Here is a 24,181-nt window from a genome sequence, read left to right on the forward strand (position 1 = left end):
TCGCGCAAGGAAACGAACGAATGCGGCAAGGCCGATTGTTTCAGAGCTATCTCATGTGCGGGCGGCGCGCCGCCCGCGCCCCCCAGATCGATCAGAGGCGGATCGCCGAGAGCAGGCGCCCGTAATCGGCCTCCCCCGCATGGGTCGCGCGGCGGTAGGAATAGAAGCGCTCGGGCTCCTGGTAGGTGCAGCGACGCATCCATCCCGCCTCGCCGACGCCCGCCTCGCGCAGCCGGTGCAGCGAGAAGCTCGGCAGGTCGAAATGCGGCTTGCCCGAGGGTCCGGGCGAGAAGAACCGGCTGTAATCCATGTCTTCCATCAGGAACTGCTCCATGAAGTCCTCGCCGACCTCGTAGGAATGGACCGAGATGCACGGCCCGATCACCGCGGTGATGTCCTCGCGATGCGCGCCCAGACGCTCCATCGCGTCGAGCGTGTTCTCCAGCACCCCCTCCATCGCGCCGCGCCAGCCCGCATGGGCCGCGCCGATAACGCCCGCTTTCGGGTCCGAGAACAGCACCGGCTGGCAGTCGGCGGTCAGGATCGAGATTGCGATGCCCGGCACCTTGGTCACCGCCGCATCGGCGCGCGGCGGCGGATCGGTGATTTCTTCGATCACTGCGACATCGGGCGAATGCACCTGATTGACGCCCTGCAGCGCGTTCAGCTCAACCCCCAACGCGTCTGCGGCGCGGGCCCGATTTGTGCGCACCGCCTCGCTTTGGTCCGACGAACCGGGGCCGCAGTTGAGCCCGGCGAAAATGCCCGAGGACGCCCCGCCCTTGCGGGTGAAGAAGGCGTGCTTCACCGCCCCCAGGGCTGGTGAGGTCAGAATTTCGAGCATCGTCGACATCGTGCCCCCCAATGGCTCAGTCGGTGTTTGGGTCGAAGCCCGGCGGCAGCGGCGCATTCGGCGCCACCAGTGCGAGAGCTTGGAACAGGTGACCCATTTCCTCGGGATGGGTCAAGCGGCGATGCGCGGCGATATGGGTCTCGCGCGCGGCCCCGGATAACGCCTGCGCGAGGCGCTGCGCCCGCGCCGTGATGCCCAGCCGCTCCAGCAGAAGGCCCTGCGCGGTCATCGCCGACACCTTGGCCCCGACCCTGTGCGCCGCCTGCGCCAGAGGTTCGAAATCGACATGGGCGGTCAGGTCCGCCTCACCCGGTGTCGCGAAGGGATCGACGGGTTCATGCGCCTTGAGGGCCTGAAACGTGTCGCCCTTGGAATGCCAGTTGCCATAGTCGATCAGCAACGCCGCGCCGCCTTGGCGCGCGATCCGCGCTGCGAGCCTTTCAGTGAAACTCACCGCAGCGGCACAGGTCTCGACCACATTGCCCGGCACGGTGTCAGCCATGCGCGGCTCCAGAGCCTCGAATCGCGTGGGCGGGGCGAGGCCGGGGGTCAGCGCGCCCTCGTCGGACAATCCGATCTGCCGCTCGGCCCAGCCCTGCTCGACCCGTTGGAACTGCCGGATCGGCAGCGCGTCAAGAAACTCGTTCGCTACGAGGAACAGGGGGGAGTCTGGCAGGTCGTCGATGGTCTCATGCCACACCACCTGATGCGGCGCGAGCTTCTGCTTCTGAATCTCGCGCAGGGTCGGCGAGGCTTCGATCAGATGCACCTCTGCCGCGTCCACCATCCCGCGCACCGCCTTCATCGCGCGCAGCATATCGGCCATCAGCGTGCCGCGCCCCGGCCCAGCCTCGGCCAAGATGAACGGCGTAGGCCGCCCTTGATCGAGCCATGCTTGCGCCAGACACAGGCCCAGCATCTCGCCGAACATCTGGGAAATCTCCGGCGCGGTGATGAAATCGCCCGCGCGCCCGAACGGATCGCGGGTCGCGTAATAGCCATGTTCGGGATGCAGCAGGCAGATGCTCATATAGCGGTCGAGCCGCATAGGCCCCTCCGCCGCGATCTGCGCGGCAAGGATGTCGCCCAGCGGGGTCACGATGCTTTCGGCGCGCGCAGTGCGCGGATCACGAAATACAACCCCACCGCGATCATCGGCAGCGACAGCACCTGCCCCATCGTCAGCCCCCAACCGTCCGTGAAGCGGATCACGTGGCCATAGGGATTGCCGAGGGTCACGAACTGCGGATCGCCCTGCCGGAACAGCTCCACGAAGGCGCGCGCGGCTCCGTAGCCCATCAGGAAGACGCCGAGGCTCAGCCCGGGACGCTTCAGCGAACGGCCGAACTTCACCAGCCCCCAGAGGATCAGTCCCAGCAGCAGCCCTTCGAGCCCCGCCTCGTAGAGCTGCGAGGGATGGCGCGCGCAAGACCCGTCCACCTGCCCCGCGATCCCGAGGCAGGTCTGCGCCAGTTCACCGGGGAAGATCACGCCCCACGGCACGTTCGTCGGACGCCCCCAAAGCTCCGGCTTGATGAAGTTGGCGATCCGTCCGAGAAACAGCCCGATCGGCGCCACCAACGCCATCGCGTCGGCGAGTTGCAGCTTCGGCACGTGGTGACGGCGCGCGAACCACCAGCCCGCGACCAGTGTGCCCAGGAAACCGCCATGGAAAGACATGCCGCCCTGCCAGACTTTCACGATGTCGAGCGGATGCGCCAGATACCATGCAGGCTCGTAGAACAAGATGAAACCGAGCCGCCCGCCCAGCACCACACCCACGATCACCGCCGTCAGCAGGTCCTCGACCTTGCCCGGCGCCATCGGCGCGCTGTTCGTCGGCCAGAGCGTATCGCGCTTCATCAGCGCCACGATGATCCGCCATCCCGCGATCAGCCCCGCGATATAGGCCAGCGCATACCAGCGGATCGGCAGGCCCAGACCGGGGATCGTAAGGGCGACCGGATCGAATTGCGGGAAGGGAATGGCCAGAGGCAGCAAGGCGGTCTCCTGTCAGAAATCGCCGCGAGAAAGCCCTGCGCGGGCCGGGAAGTCAACCTTGCCAGCGGCACCGACGCGGCCCATATAGTCAGGGAAGCAGAAATTGACCGCAAGGGGATGCCGATGCAGCCGCCCAACAAGATGTTCGACGAGATGTCCAAGCTTATGACCAACGCGATGGGCGTGGCCCAAGGCGCGAAGGACGAGGCCGAGACGGCGATGAAAAGCTGGATGGACCGGTGGCTCGCCGACCGTGACCTCGTGACCCGCGAGGAGTTCGACGCGGTCCGCACGATGGCGCAGAAAGCCCGCGAAGAGAACGCCGCGCTGAAGGCCCGCATCGAGGCGCTGGAAGGCAAGAAGGAAGACTGAGGTCTTCGCGATGGAATTTGAAAACGCCCGGTCCGAATGGCCGGGCGTTTTTCGTTGGCCCCGTGCGGGGGCGACCGCCCCCGGGGACGGCGCATTGGCGATATCCTCGCGCGTTCGGATATCATGCGGCCTTGCAAGACAAAGCGCCCTCTCGAGGGTCAGGCGCGGCCCTTTGTCAGATTTCCAGACACGTCACCACACAGCGAAATGCCCGCGCCGAGGCGCGGGCAAATCACTAATTCTTCGTTAAAGCCTCCCGGCTTCAGGTGCCTTCCGCCTGATCGTAGGCGTCGATGATCTTCGCGACCATCGGGTGACGCACCACGTCTTTCGCTGTGAAGTAGTTGAAGCTGATCCCCTCGACATGGCCGAGGATACGCTCGGCATCCTGCAGTCCCGAAGGCATCCCGCGCGGCAGGTCCACCTGCGATCGGTCGCCGGTAATAACCATCCGCGAGCCTTGGCCCAGGCGGGTCAGAAACATCTTCATCTGCATGGTCGAGGCGTTCTGCGCCTCGTCGAGCACCACGAAGGCGTTCGACAGCGTGCGCCCGCGCATGAAGGCGAGCGGCGCGATCTCGATCCGCTTCTCTTCCAGCAGCTTCGCGAGCTGCTTGGCGGGCAGGAAGTCGTTCAGCGCGTCGTAGAGCGGCTGCATGTAGGGATCGACCTTGTCCTTCATGTCGCCGGGCAGGAAGCCCAGACGCTCGCCCGCCTCGACGGCCGGACGCGACAGGATGATCTTGTCGACATGCCCGCCGATCAGCATGGTCACGCCCACAGCCACGGCGAGATAGGTCTTGCCGGTGCCCGCCGGCCCGATCCCGAAGGCCAGCTCGTGCTCGAAGAGGTGCTTCACATAGGCCTTCTGCGCCTCGGTGCGCGGCTCGACCTGCTTCTTGCGGGTGCGAATCTCGAACTTGCCCGCCTCGAACATCTCGAGCTGCTCGTCCACCGTGGTCCCGGTGCCACCCAGATCGGCCATGCGCAGTGCGGCATCCACCTCTTCGGCGTCGATCTGCTTGTTCTGTTCCAAGCGCTGATACAGCTGATGCAGCACGGCGGCGGCCTGCGATTGCGCCTCCGGCTCGCCCACCACGGCCAGCTGATTGCCGCGCCGGAGGATGTGAACCTGCAGCTTGTGCTCTATCTGGGCCAGATTGCGGTCGAATTCACCGCAAAGATCGATCAGCAGCCGGTTGTTGGGGAACTCAAGAAGCGTCTCGTGAGCATCCTGAGAGCGAGGCGGGGGTGTGATCGCGCTGAAGCCCAAATACAGAGTCTCCCTAGCTGGTTTGGTAAAGATATGGTGCCTGCCTTGGGGGATTCACGCAAGCACTGGTTTCCCGCCCTCCTAGGCGAGGTATCGAATTTCATCAAACTGAAACGAAAAAACCCAAGCGCGGTTCCGTATGGTCACTTCGCCTGTTTTTTAGGCAAAGACGGGTCGATCTGGTACGCAAGTCGCTGAGCGGGTCGAACATCCGTGGCACGGTTGCCCCGCGCGACAACCCCGAATCGCCAAGCCGCCGAGGGCCCGTCAAAGACGCAGAATCGCGTAGGAAAAGGCAAGCTTTACACAACCTTAGCGGGAAAACTGTCGCGGAAGGCTAAACATCCTCCATGTTTTTCCTGGCATTGTTTTCACATGCCCGGCAAATATCGACAAACTCTCGCCAATTTGGGTTCAATCTGGGCAAACTGCGGGCAGATGGTGCTCGGGTCGGAAGGATCACGAGCACCTATGTTATTCCGCTGCCCGATCAGGAGAGTCTCTGAAGATGAAGACCATTGCAATCACCGCCGCCGCGCTGCTCACCGGTATGGCATTCGCTGGCGCCGCCCAGGCCGGTACGAGCTGCTACACCGGCCCGGTGGGGCGCGATCACGTCAACAACAAGACCGTCTGCGGCCCGACCCGCAAGCAACAGATTCATATCGATTGCTTCCGTGGCCCTTGGCGCGAGACGATCTGGGATCACCCGCAGGGCAGCTTCGTCGATGACCTTGTGGCGTTCGGCTACGATTACGGCGATGCGAACGGCCTCGCGACGCAAATCTGCAGAAACGAGAGCCTCGTGGGCAACCCGGAAGGTCTGCGCAAAGAGCTTCTGAAAGCGATCGCGAACGATCCGCCCGGCCCGAACTGATCGGCGAAGGCTTCCAACAAGAAAGGGCCGCGGATGACGCGGCCCTTTTCAATTGATGCAGTGACGCGTTGCGCGCTCAGATCAGCTCGCCCGCCAGCGAATTTGGCGCCGTACCGGTTATCCGCACCTTCGCCAGGACGCCGGGACCGAGCCCCTCGCCCGAGACATGGACCGCCTGCAGGTAATCGGATTTGCCGACCCACTGGCCGTCCAGACGACCGGGCTTCTCGAAGAGCACGTTAACTTCGCGCCCGATCATGCTCTCCTGACAGGCCCGCTGTTGCGAGGTCAGAAGCGCCTGAAGCTCTTGCAGCCGCGCGTCCGCGACCTCGGCAGGCACCGCGCCTTTCGCGCCAGCCGCGGGCGTGCCCGGGCGCGGCGAGTATTTGAACGAATAGGCCATGCCGTAATTGACCTCCCGGATCAGCGACATCGTGTCCTCGAAATCCTGATCGGTCTCGCCGGGGAAGCCCACGATGAAATCGCCCGAGATCACGATGTCGGGGCGCGCGGCGCGGATACGCTCGATCAGGCGGATATAGCTTTCCGCCGTATGCTTGCGGTTCATCGCCTTGAGGATCTTGTCCGACCCAGATTGCACCGGCAGATGAAGATAGGGCATCAGCTTCGGCTCGTCGCCATGGGCCGCGATGAGATCGTCTTCCATGTCATTCGGGTGCGAAGTGGTGTAGCGGATACGCTCCAGCCCATCGATCTTGGCGAGCGACCGGGCAAGCCGCGCGAGCGACCAGTCACCGCCCTCTCCCTCGCCGTGATAGGCGTTGACGTTCTGACCCAAGAGCGTGATCTCGCGCACGCCTTTCTCGACCAGCGCCTGCGCCTCCCGCAGGATTTTCTCTGCAGGGCGCGAAACTTCGGCCCCCCGCGTATAAGGCACCACGCAGAAGGCGCAGAACTTGTCGCAACCTTCCTGCACGGTCAGAAATGCGGTCGGGCGCGCCTGCACGGGGCGCGCGGGCAGATGGTCGAACTTGTCTTCCAGCGGAAACTCGGTCTCGACGGGGCGCGCGCCATTGTCGGTGCGGGCGACCAGTTCGGGCAGCTTGTGATAGCTTTGCGAGCCCACGACCAGATCCACCAGATCCGAGCGCCGCAAAATCTCGTCGCCCTCGGCCTGCGCGACGCAGCCCGCGACACCGATCTTCAGGTCGGGCTTGGCCTCCTTGAACGGACGCAGGCGCCCAAGATCGGAATAGACCTTCTCGGCCGCTTTCTCGCGGATATGGCAGGTGTTGAGCAGCACCATATCCGCCGCGCCCACATCGTCGGTCAGCTCGTAGCCCTTGGCGCCCATGGCCTCGGCCATGCGCTCGCTGTCATAGACGTTCATCTGACAGCCATAGGTTTTGATATGCAGCTTTTTCGGAGCGTCGCTCATGCCAATCCTCGCGCGTCTTTCCAGCGGGCCTGATACAGCCAAACCGCCCTTTCCCGCAAGGTCGCGCATGGCGCGGGACGTAAAGGCTTGATTTCATGCGGGCCTTCCCCGATCCTGCGACCGAAGACCCCGCGAAAGGGCTAAATCGGGCATGAAATATTCCTCGCTGATCGATTTTCTCACCCGTCAGAGCGCAGCGCTTTCCAAAGGCCCGGTCTGCGTGATCCTAGCCGAGGACGGGGTCGAGTTGGAGAGTACGATCCACCACCATATCGACCTCGGGTTTCCGGTGCTGCTGGTTCTGGGCCATGCCGCGATGGACCTGCCGGACGATCTGGCCGCCGACAGCCCGACGAAAATCCACCGCATCGATTTCGAGTTGAACCGCCGCGACGCAGCCCCTCTCGCGATCAACCCGATCATCGCTGCCGTGCCCGCCGGAACGTGGCTCTATTACTGCTTCAACGCTGAATACCTGTTCTTCCCCTTCTGCGAGAGCCGCACGATCGGCGAGGTGCTGAGCTTCCACACCGAAGAACGCCGCGCCTCGATGCTGAGCTATGTGATCGACCTCTATACCGGCGATCTGGAGGCGCATCCGAACGGCGTCGATACCGAGAACGCGATGTTCGACAAGGCGGGCTATTACGCGCTCGCCCGGCTCGATCCCGAGAACCACGACCACCCGAAGGAGCGACAGCTCGATTTCTTCGGGGGGCTGCGCTGGCGTTTTGAGGAGCACGTCCCCGCCGAGCGCCGCAAGATCGACCGGATCGCCCTGTTCCGCGCCAAGCCCGGCCTGAAGCTGCGCCCCGATCACACGTTCAACGACGAGGAATACAACACCTATTCCTGCCCATGGCACCATAACCTGACCTGTGCCACCGCCTCGTTCCGGGTGGCGAAGGCGCTGAAGTTCAATCCCGGCTCGACCTATGACGTGCACAGCTTCACTTGGGTCAATTCCGAGCGCTTCAACTGGTCGAGCCAGCAACTCATGGATCTGGGTCTGATCGAACCAGGCCAGTGGTTCTGATCCGCCCCTCAAACTGATTCCGAACGGTTCCCCCGTTATCTCTGCGCGGGCGCAGAGCACCCTGCGCAATTCCCTAGTAAAAGAATCGCCTTTACAATTCCGATAATTTCACTCAGGTTATTTCCATCAGCCAGTCGATCCCCGACGAGCCGCATATCGCGAGATGGAGACCGGAGATGAAACGCCCCTCTTCCCCCGGCCCCCGATACCGGGCCGACACGCATGTTGATACCGCCCCCCCGCTGAGCCTGCGCGACATCGTCGAGGCGCTGTGCAGCGGTTTCCCGCCGGGCCAAAGCGCGCTCGAAGCGACGCTCGACCGGATCGAGGGAGGCCAGAGATGAGCATCAATGAAAGCTTCGCCAACGCTCTGCCCGTCCATGACGCGGAGGTGCTGACCGGCAAGGGCAACCTCGCCCATATCGTGCTGGACGGTCAGGTCTATACGCTGCGCATCACCAAGGCGGGCAAGCTGATCCTGACCAAATGAGCGCAGCATTGCGCACCCCGCACATCCCGAACGGCTGAAGCCGCCCGATCGTCCCTCGGGCGGTTTTTTCGTCTCGAAGACGCGTATCACAGTGATCTTGGGGAAAATGGAGCGGGTGATGGGAATCGAACCCACGTCTTCAGCTTGGAAGGCTGCGGCTCTACCATTGAGCTACACCCGCACTCTGGCCTCTCCTTAGCGGTCCACGCCGCGCCATTCAAGCGGGATTGGCAAACGGTTCGCGTAAACCCGCCCCGGAGGCGCGGTTCGAGTTCACCTCTTGGCCCACGCGCCACGCCTGCAGGATGCCCTCGGGCCTGGGCTGCATCAGTGTCGCCGCGCCATGGCCCTCCTCGCCCAGCCATTTCGCCCAGTCGGCTTCTTCGAGGACCAGCGGCTCGCGGTGATGGATCGGGGCGAGCGTCGGGCCTGCCGGCACCGTCACGATGGCGCAGGTCGTCAGCAACTCGCCGCCCTTCTCCCAGTCCTGCCAGAGCCCGCCGAACACCATCGGCGCCCCGTCCCTGCGCGAAACGTAGAAAGGCAGCTTCGCCTCCCCCTCGCGATGCCATTCATAGAAGCCATCCGCCGGGATCAGGCAGCGCCGCGACCGGATCGCCGCCCGGAAGGCGGGCTTCTCCGCCACCGTCTCCGAGCGCGCATTGATCAGCAATGGCCCGTCGGTCGGCGTCTTGTACCAATGCGGGATGAAGCCCCAGCGCATCGCCCGCAACTGCCGCTGCCCCTCACCGGAGACGCAGACCGGCAGGCTCTGGGTCGGGCAGATGTTGAACCGCTCGCCATCGGGCACGTCATTGCCGGGCACCGCCTTGAACAGACGCGCCATCGCATCGACAGGAAGAGTGTTGGCCATACGTCCGCACATGGCACAAAGCTATGCCGCCACGCGCGCGGCGCAAGCCCCACGCTTGACCGGACGGCGCGTTTTCGGGCAAGGGAAAGCCATGTTGATTTACAAAATCCTCCGTCGCCCCGAATGGGATGCATTTCGCGAAGCCGGGCACACGCTCGGCGCTCCGGTCGACCTCGCGGACGGCTATATCCATTTCTCCACCGCCGATCAGGTCGTCGAAACGGCTGCGAAACATTTCGCGGGCGAATCCGATCTGGTGCTGGTCGCCTTCGACTCCACCGCGATGGGCGCCGATCTGAAGTGGGAACCTTCGCGCCGCGATCAGCTCTTCCCGCATCTTTACCGCCCGCTGAATCTCAGCGAAGTCGTCTGGGACCACGCCCTGCCCCTGGGCGCTGCGGGCCATATCTTCCCGAAGGAAATGTCGTGACCACCCTGATCGAGCGTGCGGGCCTCGCGGTTTTTCACAAGATCGACCCGGAAAAGGCGCATGGCCTGTCGCTGCGCGCGTTGCGAATGGGGCTCGCGCCCCTGCCCGGCCCGATCACTTCGCCCCGGCTGAAAACCGATCTGGCGGGGATGTCGCTTCTGAACCCGGTGGGCCTTGCGGCCGGCTTCGACAAGAACGCCGAGGCCGTGCCGCAGCTGATGCGCGCGGGCTTCGGCTTCATCGAAGTCGGCGCCGCGACGCCGCGCGCGCAGGAAGGCAACTTGCCTCCGCGCCTCTGGCGGCTGCCCGCTGACCGCGCCGCGATCAATCGCTTCGGCTTCAACAATCAGGGCATGGAGCCGATCACCGAGCGGCTGGCAAAGCGCCCCCAGGGCATTCCGGTAGGCCTAAATCTCGGCGCCAACAAGGACGCCGCCGACCGCGCGAAAGATTTCGCGACCGTTCTGGCCCATGCCGGCCCGCATATCGATTTCGCAACGGTCAACGTCTCCTCGCCCAACACCGAGAAGCTGCGCGACCTGCAGGGCAAAGCCGCGCTGGCGGCGCTGCTGGCAGGCGTGATCGAGACCCGCGACGGCCTCGCGCGGCGTATCCCGGTCTTCCTGAAAATCGCCCCCGATCTGAGCGCCGAGGAACTGGCCGAGATCGCCGAGGTCGCGCTGGAAAGCGGGATCGACGGGATCATCGCGACCAATACGACGCTTTCGCGCGAGGGGCTGACCTCGCCCAACCCCTCCGATCAGGGCGGCATGTCCGGCGCACCGTTGTTTGAGAAATCGACCCGCGTTCTGGCCCAGCTCTCGCGGCATACTGCGGGCGCCCTGCCGCTGATCGGTGTTGGCGGCGTGGGCTCTGCCGAGCAGGCCTACGAGAAAATCCGCGCGGGCGCCTCGGCGGTGCAGCTCTACACCGCGATGGTGTTCTCCGGCCTCTCGCTCGCTGCAGATATCGTACGCGGCCTCGACGCCCTTCTGGAACGCGACGGCTTCGCCAGCGTTTCCGAGGCGATCGGCACCGGGAGAGACAAATGGCTGTAACGATCTGGCACAATCCGCGCTGCTCGAAATCGCGCGAGACGCTGAAACTTCTCGAAGCGCGCGGGATCGCGCCTGCGGTGCGCGACTACCAGAAAGAGCCGCCGACCATGGTCGAACTGCAGGACGCGCTGATGAAGCTCGGCCAGCCCGCCTCCGCCCTGATCCGCTGGAAGGATACAGACCTCTCCAAGGAGGCCGGCGAGAACGAAATCCTCTCGGCGCTCACCGCCAACCCGAAGCTGATCGAGCGCCCCTTGGTGCTGACCGACACTGCGGCCCGCATCGGCCGCCCGCCGGAAACCGTTCTCGAGATTCTCTGACATCAGGGGCGCGGCCGCACTTCGCCTTGGCCCAAATATCCGGGGGCTCTCCGGAGGAGGTGGGGGCAGAGCCCCCTACCCGTTCAGATCCTTGAGCAGCCGCCCGTGCTTGCGCAGCTCCGCCACCAATTCGCCGAACGTCCGCAACCCCCGCGCCTGCAGCGCCGGCAGCATCTTCAGGAAAGCATCCGCCGTCGCGACCGTATCGCCGATCGCGGTGTGGCGTGCCTCCTCCGGGATGGTGATGCCAAGCCTGTGGGTCAGCGCGTCGAGCGTGTGGCTCTCCGACTGCCCGAACACCACCGCCGACAGCAGCACCGTGTCGAGGATCGGATGATCGAACCGCTCTCCGATCGCGCCTTCCTTGCGATGCAGGAATTCCATGTCGAAGGGCGCGTTATGCGCGATCAGCACCGCGCCCTCGGCGAAACGATGGAAGTCGCGCCCCACCTTGGCAATATCGGGCGCGCCTTCGACCATCGCATTCGAAATGCCATGCACCTCGGTCGAGCCGGGCGGAATCGGGCGTTTGGGATCGACGAGCGTGTCGAAGACCTCGGTATCGATCCGCCGCCCGTTGACGATCCGGACCGCGGCGATCTGGACGATCTCATCGCCCTCGGTGGGCAGCAGGCCGGTCGTCTCGGTGTCGAACACGACATAGGTCAGATCGGTCAGTGGCGTGTCGGCGATCTCGGCGACGCGCTCGCGCGCAAGCAGGTCGAAATCGTAGACCACCGCGCGCGGCACCGGCTTCGGGCGTTTGGTGACATGGCGCGCCTCGCGGAGCGGGATACACAGGCGCGCACGCGTGTCGCCCAGCTTCTCGGGCCAGATTTCGGCGGCATGGGTGGTGAGCACCCGGTGCCCGGTCACATCTTCCAGCCCGGTGTCGAGCGGTTCGGCAAGCCAGCGCTCCAGCTCTCCGATCGGAAGCGGAGCGCCTTCCCATTCCAGCGCGATCAGCGCGCCGGGGCCGTCCTCTGTAATCTCCAGCCGGAAGTCGCGCCGGTCGGTCAGGCGACGCACCAGACCCGCCAGAAGCGCGACCATCTCGAACCCCTCGCAGCGCAGCATCAGCGCGGCCGTGACCGGGAGGATCGCTCCCCCTTCGGCGGCTACCCGCGCGGCCACCGCCTGCCCCAGATCGGAGGCGCGGATCATCGCGAGCGGCCACCAATCGGCGCGGTTCGCCTCGTGGCGCTCGAAAAATTCGTGGATCGCGGCGGAGAGGTGATGCGCCTCGGAATTGGCGGCCTCGCGAACCCGGTCCCGCTCCGGACCCGGGGCGGGGCCGTCGTCGGCGGTCAGGACCCCGATCAGCGATTGCAGCGCGGCGGCCGGGCGGCGGATGCGGTCGAACAGCTCATCCATCAACTGCTCGCGCTGCGCATGAGCGGCCATGTCGCCCGAGACGTCGCGCAGCGTCAGCACGTAGCCCGGGCGCTTCGAGACGTAGTGATCCTCACCCTCCGACAGCAGCCGCATCCGGGCGGCGAGCACGCGCCCCTCCGCCTTGGTCGAACACAGCAGATCCGAGGCCGCATCGGGGTCTTCCGTCGCCAGAAGACGCTCATAGGCATGGGCGATGGGCGGCTGGTTGAGGTAATCGAAAACGCGCCGATCGAGCCCCGGCGCATGGGCCGAGCCCAAGAGCTCCACCGCCTGCCCGTTATAGAAGGCCAGCTGATGATCGGCCGTGCAGAGCAACACGCCCACCGGCACATCCGACAGGAGCGCCTCGAGCCGCTCCTTCTCCTGCGCGAGCCGCGTCGTCTCGCGCTGAACGGCTTCGGTCAGGGCGTTGCGGGTCTCCGACAGATGACGCGTGACGGAGGCCGCGGCGGGAGCCAGATCGCCCAGATGGCGCGCGATATCGACATCCATCTCGCCCTCGATCTCGGCGGTGGTGCGGGCGCGCAGCATCCCCGAGAGCCGCTCGATCGGTTTGGCCACGTTCTCGTCGAACAGAAACCAGATCCAGGCGATCAGCCCAAGGATCGCGAAGCCCGCGACCGTGCCGCCGATCACCATAGCGCGTAGCAAATCGGGATCGCCAAGCCGGGTGAAGCCGAACCACAACCCCGCCACCAGCGCCGCGAGATTGCCGAGCGCGAGCGCGGCGAAGAACAGGAACACCCGGGTGCGCAGGGAGAGCCGGGTGAGATCCATCAGGCCGTCTCCCCGTCGAGAATGCGGTGGACCTCCTCGCGCAATTCGCGCAGTTCGAAGGGTTTGGCGATGAACCCGTCAGCTCCGAGCGCGAGCCCCTTGCGGCGCTCCATCGCGGAGCCGCGCGCGGTCATCATCAGGATTTTCACATCGCCGAGGCCCTTGTCGGCGCGCACGCCTTCACAGATCTCATAGCCCGACACTTCGGGCAGCATCACGTCGAGAAGGACCAGATCGGGACGGGTCTCGCGGATCTTCTCCAGCGCGCCGCGCCCGGTGTCGATCCGGTCATGCTCGTAGCCCTCGCGACTCATCAGGTAGTCGAGCGCGATCGCGATATTGTCCTCGTCCTCCACGATCAGGACGCGATGTTTCCTCCCCCCCGGCATGGTCTCATCCTCCTGCGCATACCGCTTTCAGCCCCGGGTCGTCGGGCGTGAGCTTCAGCCAACCGCCGCCCGACAGCTCTCCGTCTTTCGACAGCGTGGCCCCGTTCACCAGATCAGCGCGGCTGTCGGTCTTGCAGTCATAGACCGTCGGCACCGTCTGCAGATTCTGCCAGCGTCCGATCAGCAGCAGATCGGTCTCGACCAGTTCCGGCTTGCCCGCGACGGGATGTTCCACCTTGCCGCCATCAACCGCCATGAAACGCGTGACCATCGGCACAAGGTAGGTCCAGGGCCGCCACGGCACGCTTTCGTCGATCTTCTGCAGCACGACGACCGTGTCGGGCATCTCGGAGCGCATTTCGGGAAACCACGAATATTCGCTCCAGATCGTATAGCCGATCAGCGCCGCGCCAATTGCTGCCGGCATCACCCATTTCGGCAGCTTCTCGCCGCGGATCCGCTTGCTCAGATGCGACAGCAGAAAGACCACGAGGGCGGCCAGCAGGCCCGCGGCGATGGTCGAGATGAAATCGTTCGTCATAAGCTCTCCTCAGCTCATCGCGCCTTTGCCGTGACCGGCGGCGGATTGCATGGTGCGCACCACCACGAAGGCATCGCGCAGATGCGAGCGTTCGAAATCGGACAGGTCCGACGGCGCAAGATAATTGTCGGGCTTGCGCCCCGAGCGCGCGAGATGCGCCTGGTTCTCCAGTCGCATCGACGCGATCAGATCATAGGCCTCGACCAGATCGCGCGCGCCGGAATGGCTCAGCACGCCGGCATGCTCGGCCTCGATCAGACGGGCGCGGGTGTTCACTTCGGGCAGGCGGCCTTGAAGCGCATAGATGCGGGCCAGATCGGTCACCGGCACGACGCCGTTATGCTTCATGTCGATGTGGTTGCGATGCTCGCCCGAGCGGATCGTGGCGAAGCCCCGGATCAGGCCCAGCGGCGGGTGATGCTTGAGGCTGTTGGCGATCATATGCGCCACGAAGATCGAGTTCTTCGCCGCCTTCGCCAAGGTTTCTTCCTGCAACTGCTGGAACAGCGTCGCCCCGTTGCCGCCGATCGCGCGCAGGTCGAACATCACCGAGGCCAGCATCTGCGCCTCGGGGTTCGGCTTGGCGATCCAGCCGTTGAAATAGTCCCGCCAGACCCGGACCGGCTGACACCAGCGCGGGTTCGTCGCCATCATGTCGCCCGGGCAATAGACGTAACCGCAGGCGTCCAGACCATCCGAGACGATCTTCGCGAACTGGCGGAAATACTCCATATCAGCCTCGGTCACCGCATCGTCGAGGATCAGGCAGTTGTCCTGATCGGAGACGCCTGTCTGCTCCTGTCGGCCCTGCGAGCCGCAGGCCATCCAGAGATAGGGCACAGGCGGCGACCCCAGCGTCTCTTCGGCCATCTTCAGCAGCCGGCGCGTGACTGCATCGGCGATATCGGTGATCAGCCGCGTGATGACCTCATGGGCGTGATGCCCGCCCACGAGCTGCACCAGAAGCTGCGGGATGCGCGCGGTGACGGCGGCCATTTCGGCCACCGTTTCGGCGCCCGCCACATCGCGGATCAGCACGGCCGAACTCACGGCCTGAAAGCGGGTCAGATCGGTCTGGGTGATCATGCCCACGAAGCGCCCGCGATCGGTGATCGGCAGGTGCCCGACGCGCTTTTCCAGCATGACATGCAGAAGGTCCGTCCCCAGCCCGTCGGGCGTCAGCGTCACCGGATCGGGCGTCATCACCTCGCCTACCGGCGTGTCGGGTGCGCGCCCCTCGGCCAGAACCTTGTTCGACAGGTCGCGCACGGTGACGATCCCAACCAGCGCGCCATTCGCATCGGTTACGCCCAGAGAGGAGATATGTGCGTCGCGCATCTGCCGCGCGGCCTCGGTCACGGTGGTCTCCGGCGCGCAGCCCATCGGCTCCTGCGCCAGCAGATCAGCGATCTTCATCGTCGCGATGGAGTTGGTGCGGCTCTCGCCGCCGCGCACCCGGTTGAAGAACCGCGCGAAGGCGGGAGTGTTCTGCGACAGCTCCCGGAATTCGTCGACTGGCAGTTCCAGCAGCACGGTCTCGGCGGTCGTGCGCGCGGTGGTTGCGGCGAGCCCGTCGCGCATCAGACCGCGCTCACCGAATGTGTTGCGCGCACCGAGGATCGAGACCAGTGCCCCGTTCTGGTCGGTCACTTCGACCGATCCGCGCTTGATCAGATAGATGCCCTTGAGCGGCTCGCGATAGGAATAGACGGTCTGCCCGGCGGGCAATTCCCTGCGACGGAAGGAACTGGCGACACGCTCCAGCTCGTTGCGCGGCAGATTGTCGTAAGGGTGGACGCCTTCGAGAAATGCGAGGATCGGGGTCAGATCGGCGGCCATGATCTTTTCCTTCGGGAAGTGGCGGCGCCCCCCGGGGCGCCTGCCGGATTTTCGAGGGGCGGGACGAGGGTGCCCCCGTCCCGCGCCGCTGTCTCAGTGGTCGACTGCCGCACCGGCGCCTTTCGGCACACGGATCGATTCGACGAGCTCCTGGATGTCTTCCGGGGTCTCTTTCGTCGCGTTCGAGACGAAGTATGCGACGATGAAGTTCAGGACCGCACCGATCACGCCGAAGGACGTCGACTTGATCGAGAGGATCATCGGGTTCGCATCCGAGAACATGTTGGTGTCGGGGATGAAGAACCAGCCCTTGTGCAGGAAGATGTAGACCAGCGTGGTGATCAGGCCGGTCAGCATGCCCGCGACGGCACCGGTGTTGTTGATGCGCTTCGTGAAGATGCCCATCATCAGTGCCGGGAAGATCGACGACGCCGCCAGACCGAAGGCCAGAGCCACCGTCTGCGCAGCGAAGCCGGGCGGGTTCAGACCCAGATAGGTCGCGATCGCGATCGCAACGGCCATCGAGATACGGGCGGCCAGAAGCTCGCCTTTTTCCGAGATGCCCGGGTTGATCTGCGACTTGATCAGGTCATGCGAGACCGCCGACGAGATCGCCATCAGAAGGCCCGCAGCGGTCGACAGAGCCGCAGCCAGACCACCGGCCGCCACCAGCGCGATCACCCAACCCGGCAGGTTGGCGATCTCGGGGTTGGCGAGGGTGATGATGTCGCGGTTCACGGTCAGTTCGTTGGTGTCGCCCGCATTGTACTCGATGCGACCGTCGCCGTTCTTGTCGTCGAAGGACAGAAGACCGGTCGCGGCCCAGTTGCGCACCCACGACAGGTTCTGATCGTTCTCGATCGCGGTCATCTCCACCGCCGGCTCGTTCACGCCATTGGGGTAGAAGGTCGAGATCAGGTTCAGACGCGCCATCGCACCCACAGCCGGAGCGGTGAGATAGAGCAGCGCGATGAACACCAGCGCCCAACCCGCCGAGGAGCGCGCGTCGGCGACCTTCGGAACGGTGAAGAAGCGCACGATGACGTGGGGCAGACCGGCGGTGCCGACCATCAGCGTCATGGTGAACAGGAACATGTTGAGCATCGTGTCATGCTGGCCGGTATAGGACGCGAAGCCCAGATCGGAGACCAGACCGTTCAGCGTCGACAGGATCGGCTCGCCGGTGTTCACGTCGTTCGAGAACAGGCCCAGGCCCGGGATCGGGTTGCCGGTCAGCTGCAGCGAGATGAAGATCGCCGGGATCGTGTAGGCGATGATCAGCACGACGTACTGAGCCACCTGCGTGTAGGTGATGCCCTTCATGCCGCCCAGAACCGCGTAGAGGAACACGATCGCCGCGCCGATGAAGAGGCCGGTGGTGTTGTCGACTTCGAGGAAGCGCGAGAACGCGACGCCCACACCGGTCATCTGACCGATAACGTAGGTGATCGACGCCACGATAAGGCAGACCACGGCCACGGTGCGCGCGGTTTGCGAGTAGAAACGGTCGCCGATGAATTCCGGCACGGTGAACTTGCCGAACTTGCGCAGGTAAGGCGCAAGCAGCATGGCCAGCAGCACGTAGCCGCCAGTCCAGCCCATCAGGTAGGCCGAGGTGTCGTAGCCGCCAAAGGCGATGATGCCCGCCATCGAGATGAACGACGCGGCCGACATCCAGTCAGCGCCCGTAGCCATGCCGTTGACGACCGGGTGAACGCCGCGACCGGCGGCGTAGAATTCCGACGTGGAACCCGCACGGGCCCAGATCGCGATGCCGATGTAGAGCACGAACGTCGCGCCAACCACCAGCAGGTTGAGGGTAAACTGATCCATATCCCTCTCTCCTCCCTGAGATTACTCTTCGACGCCGTGCTCGCGGTCCAGTTTGTTCATCCGCCACGCATAGGTGAAGATGAGCACCAGGAACACGAGGATCGAGCCTTGCTGGGCGAACCAGAAGCCGAGATCAGTGCCGCCGATCTTGATGCCTGCCAGCATAGGGCGCAGCAGGATGCCGAAGCCGAAGGACACGATGAACCAGATCACCAGAGAGATCTGGATGGTCCGGATATTCGCCTTCCAATAGGCGTTGGACGAGGATTTGTCCGCCATGAGACTAACTCCCTTTAGTTTCTCTCCAGACGGGCCCCTCATGGGCCCGCCCCTCCCCAAAAATCAGGCCGAGACGCGCTCTACGATCGACCCAAGGCCCGAGGCGATCTCGTCGATGGAGCCCATCGCGTCGATTTCCTCGAGAACACCGAGCGCCTTGTAATGGGCGATCAGCGGTGCCGTTTGCGCGTGATAGGCCTCCAACCTGGCGCGCGCCGTCTCGGCATTGTCGTCGGCCCGGCGCTTGAATTCCGTGCCGCCGCATTTGTCGCAAACGCCCGCGACCGCGGGCTGTTTGAACTCGTCGTGATACCCCTCGCCGCATTTGGCGCAGGTGTAGCGGCCGGCGACGCGGGCGATCATCGCCTCGTCGTCGACCTCCAGGCTGATCGCCGCGGTCACCGACTGGCCGTTCTCCTCCAGAAGCCTGTCGAGCGCCGCAGCCTGCCCGGCGGTGCGCGGGAACCCGTCGAGGATCACCCCTTTGGCAACGTCCGGTTCCGCCATGCGATCTTGCAGGATCGCCAGAACGATCTCGTCCGAGACGAGACCGCCCTCCTCCATCACCGCTTTCGCGGCGAGGCCCGCCTCGGTGCCCTGCGACACCGCGGCCCGCAGAAGATCGCCCGTCGAGAGCTGCACGAGGCCGAACCTCTCTTCGAGCATCCGCGCCTGCGTGCCCTTGCCCGCGCCCGGCGGGCCGAGAAGGATCAGAACCGCAGGCTTGGTCCGCGTCATGGTCGTGCTGTCGGCCATCACTTGTTCCCGCGATTTTCGATCAACTCATCGACGACCGACGGGTCGGCCAGCGTCGAGGTGTCACCCAGGCTGCCGAAATCGTTCTCGGCGATCTTGCGCAGGATGCGGCGCATGATCTTGCCCGAACGGGTCTTCGGCAGGCCCGGCGCCCATTGGATGATGTCCGGTTTCGCGATCGGGCCGATCTCGGTGCGGACCCACTTCTCGAGCTCCTTGCGCAGCTCGTCGGAAGGTTCGACATCGTTCATCAGCGTGACATAGGCGTAGATGCCCTGCCCTTTCAGCTCGTGCGGGTAGCCCACCACGGCAGCCTCGGCCACGGCCTGGTGCGCGACCAGCGCGGACTCGACTTCCGCCGTGCCCATGCGGTGGCCCGAGACGTTGATCACGTCGTCGACGCGGCCGGTGATCCAGTAGTAACCGTCGCTGTCGCGGCGGCAGCCGTCACCGGTGAAGTAATAGCCCTTGTACTGGCTGAAATAGGTCTCCTGGAAGCGCTCGTGATCGCCCCAGATGGTGCGCATCTGGCCCGGCCAGCTGTCCGAGATGCAGAGCACGCCTTCGGTCTCGGTCTCGTCCTGCTTCACCGCAGTCTGCGGGTCGAGCACGACCGGCTTCACGCCGAAGAACGGACGGGTCGCCGAGCCGGGCTTGGTGGGCGTCGCGCCCGGAAGCGGGGTCAGCATGTGACCGCCGGTCTCGGTCTGCCAGAACGTGTCGACGATCGGGCATTTGCCCTTTCCGACATACTTGTCGTACCAGGCCCAGGCCTCGGGGTTGATCGGCTCGCCGACCGAGCCCAGCACCTTGAGCGCGGACAGATCGTATTTCTCGACCCATTCCGGCCCCTGCCCCATCAGCGAGCGGATCGCGGTGGGCGCGGTGTAGAACTGGTTGACTTTGTGTTTCTCGCACACGGCCCAGAAACGGCCCGCGTCCGGATAGGTCGGCACGCCTTCGAACATGACGGTCGTCGCACCATTCGCGAGCGGCCCGTAGACAATGTAGCTGTGACCGGTGACCCAGCCGACATCCGCGGTGCACCAGAATACGTCGCCGTCATGGTAGTCGAACGTGTATTGATGCGTCATCGCGGCATAGACCATGTAGCCGCCGGTCGTGTGCACGACGCCCTTCGGCTTGCCGGTCGAACCCGAGGTGTAGAGGATGAAAAGCGGATCTTCCGCGTTCATCGGACGCGCCGGACAATCAGGCGAGACGTTCTCCATCATCGCCTTCACGTCGACATCGCGCCCGTCGATCCAGGTGGTCTGGTCGCCGGTATGCTTCACCACGAGGCAGCGCACCTTGTCCGAGCAGTGCAGCAGCGCGGCGTCGGCATTGGCCTTGAGCGGCGTGCGGCGACCACCGCGGGGCGCGGTGTCGGCGGTGATCACGACTTTCGCGCCCGAGTCATTGATGCGGTTCGCCAGCGCGTCGGGCGAGAAGCCCGCGAAGACGATCGAGTGGATCGCGCCGATGCGCGCGCAGGCGAGCATCGCGTAAGCCGCTTCGGGGATCATCGGCAGGTAGATCACGACGCGGTCGCCGCGCATCACGCCCTGGCTCGAAAGCACATTGGCGAAGCGGTTCACCTTCTCGGAAAGCTCCTTGTAGGTGATGTGCTGCGCCGGGGTTTCCGGATCGTCAGGCTCGAAGATGATCGCGGTCTGGTCGCCGCGCGTCGCGAGGTGGCGGTCGATGCAGTTCACGCTGGCGTTCAACACGCCGTCCTCGAACCACTTGATATCGACATGGCCGAAGGTGAAATCGGTGTTCTTCACCTTGGTATACGGCGTGATCCAGTCGAGGCGCTTGCCCTCGCGACCCCAGAACTTCTCCGGGTCGGTGATCGATTCCTTGTACATCTCGCGATATTTCGCAGCGTCGGCATGGGCGTTCTCGAAGCCCGGCGGGACCTCTTTGACCTCTGGAACCTGAGTCACCTTGTCTTGCGCAGTCATGAGTTTCCTCCCAGCAATTTCGCCTTGCGGCACGGCGTGTCCGCATGTCGCCCGCGTCATGGTGCAGGCCCTCTACCCCGCGCCACTGTAACTCAAAGGTTAAGATTCATGTAACCCCCTTTATACGCTGTATTTTTTTGTAAATTTTTTGACACCGATTGCGCTAACGCTGTAAATGCACGGAAATGAGGCAGAAAATAGTCACGCTTAATCAAGCGCTTGCCTGTAGCGTTTCATGCGCGCGGAGCCCGCATCTGAAAATCGACCTCATGGTTAAAAGCAGGCGGCAACCAAGAAGAGGGAAAATGGCACCACGGGGTGATTCGGTACGCAATCTGTCGTTACGTCATCCTAAAGCCGACGACGTCGATTGCGGACGGCGTGGCTGAGTCCTAGCATTAGGACGTCCGCGAGGAGTCGCCCATGCCGCAACCAACTCCAACGACCGACCCAATTCGCCCGACGGATGACGAGGCCCGCGCCTTGGCGCAACGCCTGATCCGCGAGGCCCGGTTCGGGGCGCTCGGCACGCTCGACCCGGATACGGGCGCGCCGGTCGTGACCCGCGTCGCCCTCGGGCCCGGCCCTCAGGGGGAACTGTTAATCTTCGTATCCAGCCTCGCGGCGCATACGACAGCCCTTCTGCGGGATCGCCGCGCGAGTCTGCTGTTGGGAGAGCCCGGCTCAAAAGGCGATCCGCTCACCCATCCGCGCCTCTCGCTGCAGGTCGAAGCCCATGCCGTCGAACGCAACACCCCCGCCTTCCCGACGATGCGCGACCGCTGGCTCGCCGATCATCCGAAATCGAAGCTTTATATCGACCTGCCCGATTTCTTTTTCTTCGATCTCCGCCCGACCTCGGCCAGCCTCAATGGCGGCTTCGGCCGCGCTTTTCGCCTGATGCCTGCGGACCTGACATGAAAACGGCGCGCAAGACTTTCATCCCACGCGCCGCATCGCCAATCCGTCCGCCCGGCCCGGATCGGCACAGCCCAAGCACCCCGTCAGATCGGGTTATCCATCCGCAGCGTGACTTGCAGCCGCCCCTTCGCCGCCTCCGGCCAGTTCACCGTGATCTGGTTCTTGGCCGCGCCCTGCTCCACCGCGACATAGGGCATTGCGTCGATCCGCGCGCCCGAGCTATCTCGCACCATCCCCTCGGCGATCAGGCCTTGAACATTGCGCGCCCAGCCCGCGAAGGGCAGGTACTCGCTCGCATCCGCCGTCCAGACCGATTGCGCAGCCGACTGGTTCACCTCGACCATCACCGGGTTCTGCGATATCTCTTTGATCCCGTTGAACATATTCCCTTCGAACACCACATTGCGCACCCGCGAGCGGTCGATATCGGCAAAGCTCGTATCGATTTTCTCGATCCGGTCGACACTGCCGTTGAGCGACTTGAACACGTTGTTCGTCACGCTCAGCCTTTGGATGAAATGCCCCGGCCCATAGGGCCTTATCGAGAGCCACGTGAACCAAGGCGCGACGTTGATGCACACGCAGGTATTGCCCGTCACGGTCAGCCCGCCAAAGCTGTACTCGCTCGCGAAATCCGGCTCGGCATCGTGTTCATTCGTCCATTCGATGACCGAGTTATCGATGTAATTTCCGGTCACCGCCGATTGCACATTGGTCTGCGTGAAAACGAGCCCCGCAACGCGCACGCCGCTGGTTTCCTCGTCGCCCTGAAACCAGTGATTACCGACGATCAGATGCCCAGAGCCATTCAGCACGAAGGTCGTTCCGAAGCGCACGAAGCGTGAGTCGCGGATCTTGCTGTCATTGGCGTTGACGTTCAGCACCATCGACTTGCGATCCTGCGCGGGCACCAGCATCTCGTCCGACAGGAACTGACAGCCATCGATCAGCAGGTCCTGGCACCCGCGCCCGATTGAGGTGATCGCGCGATCCTTGGGTCGCACCACATAGCTGTCGCGGATCTGGAACATCTGCCCGTCGGGCGCCAGCATGATGCAGCTCGCCGCGCCGTTGCAGAGGAATTCCACATTGGCGATGTTGAACCGGTCGAGCTTCTCCATCCCGGAGAAATCCAGCACATATTGGTGACGTGTGAAGGTATAGGTCCGCGTCCCAGATCCGCCATAAAGCGGCTGCGAGAGATACAGCGTCTGCGCGCCGTTATTCTTCGACCTCACATAGACTTCGCGCCCGACGCCGGTGCCGGTGATCCGCGCGCCAACGGGAATATTGGCGATATTGGCGACCGAGGTCAGCTGCATCGACTGGCTCACCGAATAGGTCGCCTGCGACGTCACCACATCATCGTACCAACCAGATCCCGCGATCACGTTGATCTGCCCATTCTGCAGAACCCGGCGGTTCGAAAAGCTCGACAGGTCCGGCGCGATCTCCTCGATGCGGATCGGTTCGGTCACCTCGACGCGACGCCCTTTCAGATCCAGCACGTTATGATCGGTATATCCGAACAGCGCCTGTAGCGCCTTCTTGAACCCAGCCAGCTCATCGCCGAACGCCGCCGCATAGGTCGGGAAGTCGAAAGACGACATCAGCGCCAGCTTCGCCGCCACCGGCATTACCAGCGTACCCACGAACTCTACCGGCGACGAGATCGAGATCGAGCTGCCCAGATAATAATTCCCCTCCGAGACGAGAACCTTGCGCCCGTTCGCCGCCTGATCGGCCGCATTGAAGGCCGCGACGTTGTCCGTGACGCCATCCCCGACCGCGCCGTAATCCTTCACATCGACCCAGCCCATCAGCTCGCGCAGGAAGGCCTCGGTCACATCCTCGATCTCGATATCGTCGATGCGCACGACCCCGCCAGTCGCGCCCGTCAGGTCCAGCCCGAAATGCCCGTAAATCGCATCCAGCCCCCACGACATATCGACACCGTCGCGCGAGCCGGTGCCCACGATCGCAGAAACCTCGACCACCTCACCATAGCTTTGCAGCGCCACCGTCGGCCCCACCTCGACCACGCCGCTCACGTGGCTACCCGATCCCGTCACCGCATAGCCTGCAATCCTCACCTCAGGCAGGTTGCCGCTCACCGCCTTCACCCGCGCCCGGATGCGCAGATAGGCGCCCGGCAGGATCGGCGTGTCGCCCATGTAGCGCAGTTTCTGCACCGTCTGCATCTTGAGCATTTCCAGACAACCGCCGAAATCCGCATCCGCCGGAACCAGCGCGGCATTGCCCGAGCTCTCATAGGTCGTGGAGCCCGGCGTGCCATCTTCACTCGACCATTGATCCAGCCCTTCGGCGAATGCGGGCGGGGTCAGCACCAGCCCTTCGGTAATCGCGACGTTCATCTGCAATCCTCTTGTCCATTTTCCACCCGCGCGCGCCCCGCGCATCGCTCCATGCGCCTCGGAACCCGCCGAAAGCGCCCGCGCTTCGGCCCGAAAAGAGCTAGAAGGAAAGATTAAAGAAGACCT

24 protein-coding genes and 1 tRNA gene are annotated in these 24,181 nt (G+C 64.2%); 9 read left to right on the forward strand and 16 right to left on the reverse strand.

What is annotated here, in order from left to right; translation table 11 throughout:
- Positions 1-91: 91 nt before the first annotated feature.
- The 3 genes from pgeF to lgt are packed head-to-tail and all read right to left on the reverse strand — an operon-like array spanning position 92 to position 2,845.
- Positions 92-844 carry a peptidoglycan editing factor PgeF gene (gene pgeF / locus B6V76_RS09855; RefSeq protein WP_088727462.1) on the reverse strand — a complete coding sequence of 251 codons (753 nt, stop codon included), beginning with the start codon at positions 842-844 and terminating at the stop codon, positions 92-94.
- A 25-nt stretch (positions 845-869) separates the two neighbouring features.
- Positions 870-1,952, reverse strand: a complete 1,083-nt coding sequence (locus tag B6V76_RS09860; RefSeq protein ID WP_088727326.1) for an SAM-dependent methyltransferase — start codon at positions 1,950-1,952, stop codon at positions 870-872.
- On the reverse strand, positions 1,949-2,845 hold the full coding sequence (gene lgt, locus B6V76_RS09865; RefSeq protein ID WP_088727463.1) for a prolipoprotein diacylglyceryl transferase: 897 nt from the start codon (positions 2,843-2,845) through the stop codon (positions 1,949-1,951). The genes B6V76_RS09860 and lgt overlap by 4 nt, the downstream gene beginning before the upstream one ends.
- A 132-nt stretch (positions 2,846-2,977) precedes the next feature.
- On the opposite strand from lgt, the gene B6V76_RS09870 reads away from it, so the two are divergent.
- A complete protein-coding gene (locus B6V76_RS09870; protein ID WP_088719767.1) occupies positions 2,978-3,226 on the forward strand; it encodes an accessory factor UbiK family protein in 249 nt (82 codons plus the stop codon).
- 262 nt (positions 3,227-3,488) lie between these two features.
- Here B6V76_RS09870 and B6V76_RS09875 read toward each other — a convergent pair whose 3' ends face one another.
- On the reverse strand, positions 3,489-4,499 hold the full coding sequence (locus B6V76_RS09875) for a PhoH family protein (RefSeq protein WP_075774073.1): 1,011 nt from the start codon (positions 4,497-4,499) through the stop codon (positions 3,489-3,491).
- A 508-nt stretch (positions 4,500-5,007) separates the two neighbouring features.
- Between B6V76_RS09875 and B6V76_RS09880 the strand changes: the two genes are divergently transcribed.
- Positions 5,008-5,376, forward strand: coding sequence for a hypothetical protein (locus tag B6V76_RS09880; RefSeq protein WP_075774072.1), 369 nt, complete (start codon positions 5,008-5,010; stop codon positions 5,374-5,376).
- Between the two features lie 76 nt (positions 5,377-5,452).
- On the opposite strand, the gene miaB is transcribed toward B6V76_RS09880, so the two are convergent.
- Complete coding sequence (gene miaB / locus B6V76_RS09885) at positions 5,453-6,775, reverse strand: tRNA (N6-isopentenyl adenosine(37)-C2)-methylthiotransferase MiaB (RefSeq protein WP_075774071.1); 1,323 nt, start codon at positions 6,773-6,775, stop codon at positions 5,453-5,455.
- Between the two features lie 151 nt (positions 6,776-6,926).
- Here miaB and B6V76_RS09890 point away from each other — a divergent pair, with 151 nt between their 5' ends.
- The 3 genes from B6V76_RS09890 to B6V76_RS09895 all read left to right on the forward strand — a co-directional run bounded on the left by B6V76_RS09890 (position 6,927) and on the right by B6V76_RS09895 (position 8,301).
- Complete coding sequence (locus B6V76_RS09890) at positions 6,927-7,811, forward strand: hypothetical protein (RefSeq protein WP_088727327.1); 885 nt, start codon at positions 6,927-6,929, stop codon at positions 7,809-7,811.
- A 176-nt stretch (positions 7,812-7,987) separates the two neighbouring features.
- On the forward strand, positions 7,988-8,155 hold the full coding sequence (locus B6V76_RS19925) for a hypothetical protein (RefSeq protein ID WP_166504575.1): 168 nt from the start codon (positions 7,988-7,990) through the stop codon (positions 8,153-8,155).
- Positions 8,152-8,301, forward strand: coding sequence for a hemin uptake protein HemP (locus B6V76_RS09895; protein ID WP_075774069.1), 150 nt, complete (start codon positions 8,152-8,154; stop codon positions 8,299-8,301). Before B6V76_RS19925 ends, B6V76_RS09895 begins: the two co-directional genes overlap by 4 nt.
- A 107-nt stretch (positions 8,302-8,408) precedes the next feature.
- On the opposite strand, the gene B6V76_RS09900 is transcribed toward B6V76_RS09895, so the two are convergent.
- Both B6V76_RS09900 and B6V76_RS09905 read right to left on the reverse strand, forming a co-directional pair.
- Positions 8,409-8,482 (reverse strand) — tRNA-Gly (locus B6V76_RS09900).
- 36 nt (positions 8,483-8,518) lie between these two features.
- Positions 8,519-9,187: an SOS response-associated peptidase gene (locus B6V76_RS09905; protein ID WP_088722354.1), complete on the reverse strand. Its 669-nt coding sequence runs from the start codon at positions 9,185-9,187 to the stop codon at positions 8,519-8,521.
- 79 nt (positions 9,188-9,266) lie between these two features.
- Between B6V76_RS09905 and B6V76_RS09910 the strand changes: the two genes are divergently transcribed.
- From B6V76_RS09910 to arsC, 3 genes are read left to right on the forward strand one after another with little or no spacing between them, the layout of a single operon-like run.
- Positions 9,267-9,605: a DUF952 domain-containing protein gene (locus tag B6V76_RS09910; RefSeq protein WP_078520541.1), complete on the forward strand. Its 339-nt coding sequence runs from the start codon at positions 9,267-9,269 to the stop codon at positions 9,603-9,605.
- Between the two features lie 5 nt (positions 9,606-9,610).
- On the forward strand, positions 9,611-10,663 hold the full coding sequence (locus B6V76_RS09915; protein WP_088727464.1) for a quinone-dependent dihydroorotate dehydrogenase: 1,053 nt from the start codon (positions 9,611-9,613) through the stop codon (positions 10,661-10,663).
- Entirely contained in the window at positions 10,654-10,983 is a 330-nt protein-coding gene (gene arsC / locus B6V76_RS09920) for an arsenate reductase (glutaredoxin) (RefSeq protein WP_088727328.1), read from the forward strand. The genes B6V76_RS09915 and arsC overlap by 10 nt, the downstream gene beginning before the upstream one ends.
- A 75-nt stretch (positions 10,984-11,058) precedes the next feature.
- Here the strand turns inward: arsC and B6V76_RS09925 are convergent, their stop codons facing one another.
- From B6V76_RS09925 to acs, 8 genes are all read right to left on the reverse strand, one after another.
- The gene (locus B6V76_RS09925) at positions 11,059-13,155 is read right to left on the reverse strand and encodes an exonuclease domain-containing protein (protein WP_088727329.1); all 2,097 of its coding nucleotides are present in this window, start codon (positions 13,153-13,155) and stop codon (positions 11,059-11,061) included.
- Positions 13,155-13,544, reverse strand: coding sequence for a response regulator (locus tag B6V76_RS09930; RefSeq protein ID WP_075774064.1), 390 nt, complete (start codon positions 13,542-13,544; stop codon positions 13,155-13,157). Before B6V76_RS09930 ends, B6V76_RS09925 begins: the two co-directional genes overlap by 1 nt.
- Positions 13,545-13,548: 4 nt before the next feature.
- Positions 13,549-14,085, reverse strand: a complete 537-nt coding sequence (locus B6V76_RS09935) for a hypothetical protein (protein ID WP_088725492.1) — start codon at positions 14,083-14,085, stop codon at positions 13,549-13,551.
- A 9-nt stretch (positions 14,086-14,094) separates the two neighbouring features.
- Positions 14,095-15,924: a DUF294 nucleotidyltransferase-like domain-containing protein gene (locus B6V76_RS09940; protein ID WP_088727330.1), complete on the reverse strand. Its 1,830-nt coding sequence runs from the start codon at positions 15,922-15,924 to the stop codon at positions 14,095-14,097.
- A gap of 93 nt (positions 15,925-16,017) precedes the next feature.
- Positions 16,018-17,757 (reverse strand): sodium:solute symporter family protein, encoded by a 1,740-nt coding sequence (locus B6V76_RS09945; RefSeq protein ID WP_075774061.1) that lies wholly within the window; start codon positions 17,755-17,757, stop codon positions 16,018-16,020.
- A gap of 21 nt (positions 17,758-17,778) precedes the next feature.
- Entirely contained in the window at positions 17,779-18,036 is a 258-nt protein-coding gene (locus tag B6V76_RS09950) for a DUF4212 domain-containing protein (protein ID WP_075774060.1), read from the reverse strand.
- A gap of 63 nt (positions 18,037-18,099) precedes the next feature.
- Positions 18,100-18,792, reverse strand: a complete 693-nt coding sequence (locus B6V76_RS09955; RefSeq protein WP_075774059.1) for an adenylate kinase — start codon at positions 18,790-18,792, stop codon at positions 18,100-18,102.
- Positions 18,792-20,759 carry an acetate--CoA ligase gene (gene acs / locus B6V76_RS09960; RefSeq protein WP_077701305.1) on the reverse strand — a complete coding sequence of 656 codons (1,968 nt, stop codon included), beginning with the start codon at positions 20,757-20,759 and terminating at the stop codon, positions 18,792-18,794. The genes B6V76_RS09955 and acs overlap by 1 nt, the downstream gene beginning before the upstream one ends.
- Positions 20,760-21,182: 423 nt before the next feature.
- Here acs and B6V76_RS09965 point away from each other — a divergent pair, with 423 nt between their 5' ends.
- Positions 21,183-21,680 carry a pyridoxamine 5'-phosphate oxidase family protein gene (locus tag B6V76_RS09965; RefSeq protein WP_088727331.1) on the forward strand — a complete coding sequence of 166 codons (498 nt, stop codon included), beginning with the start codon at positions 21,183-21,185 and terminating at the stop codon, positions 21,678-21,680.
- Positions 21,681-21,763: 83 nt separating this feature from the next.
- Here B6V76_RS09965 and B6V76_RS09970 read toward each other — a convergent pair whose 3' ends face one another.
- On the reverse strand, positions 21,764-24,055 hold the full coding sequence (locus B6V76_RS09970) for a glycosyl hydrolase family 28-related protein (RefSeq protein ID WP_088727332.1): 2,292 nt from the start codon (positions 24,053-24,055) through the stop codon (positions 21,764-21,766).
- Positions 24,056-24,181: the final 126 nt, after the last annotated feature.

It is taken from the genome of Thioclava sp. IC9, assembly GCF_002213225.1.
Taxonomy (GTDB): Bacteria; Pseudomonadota; Alphaproteobacteria; order Rhodobacterales; family Rhodobacteraceae; genus Thioclava; species Thioclava nitratireducens.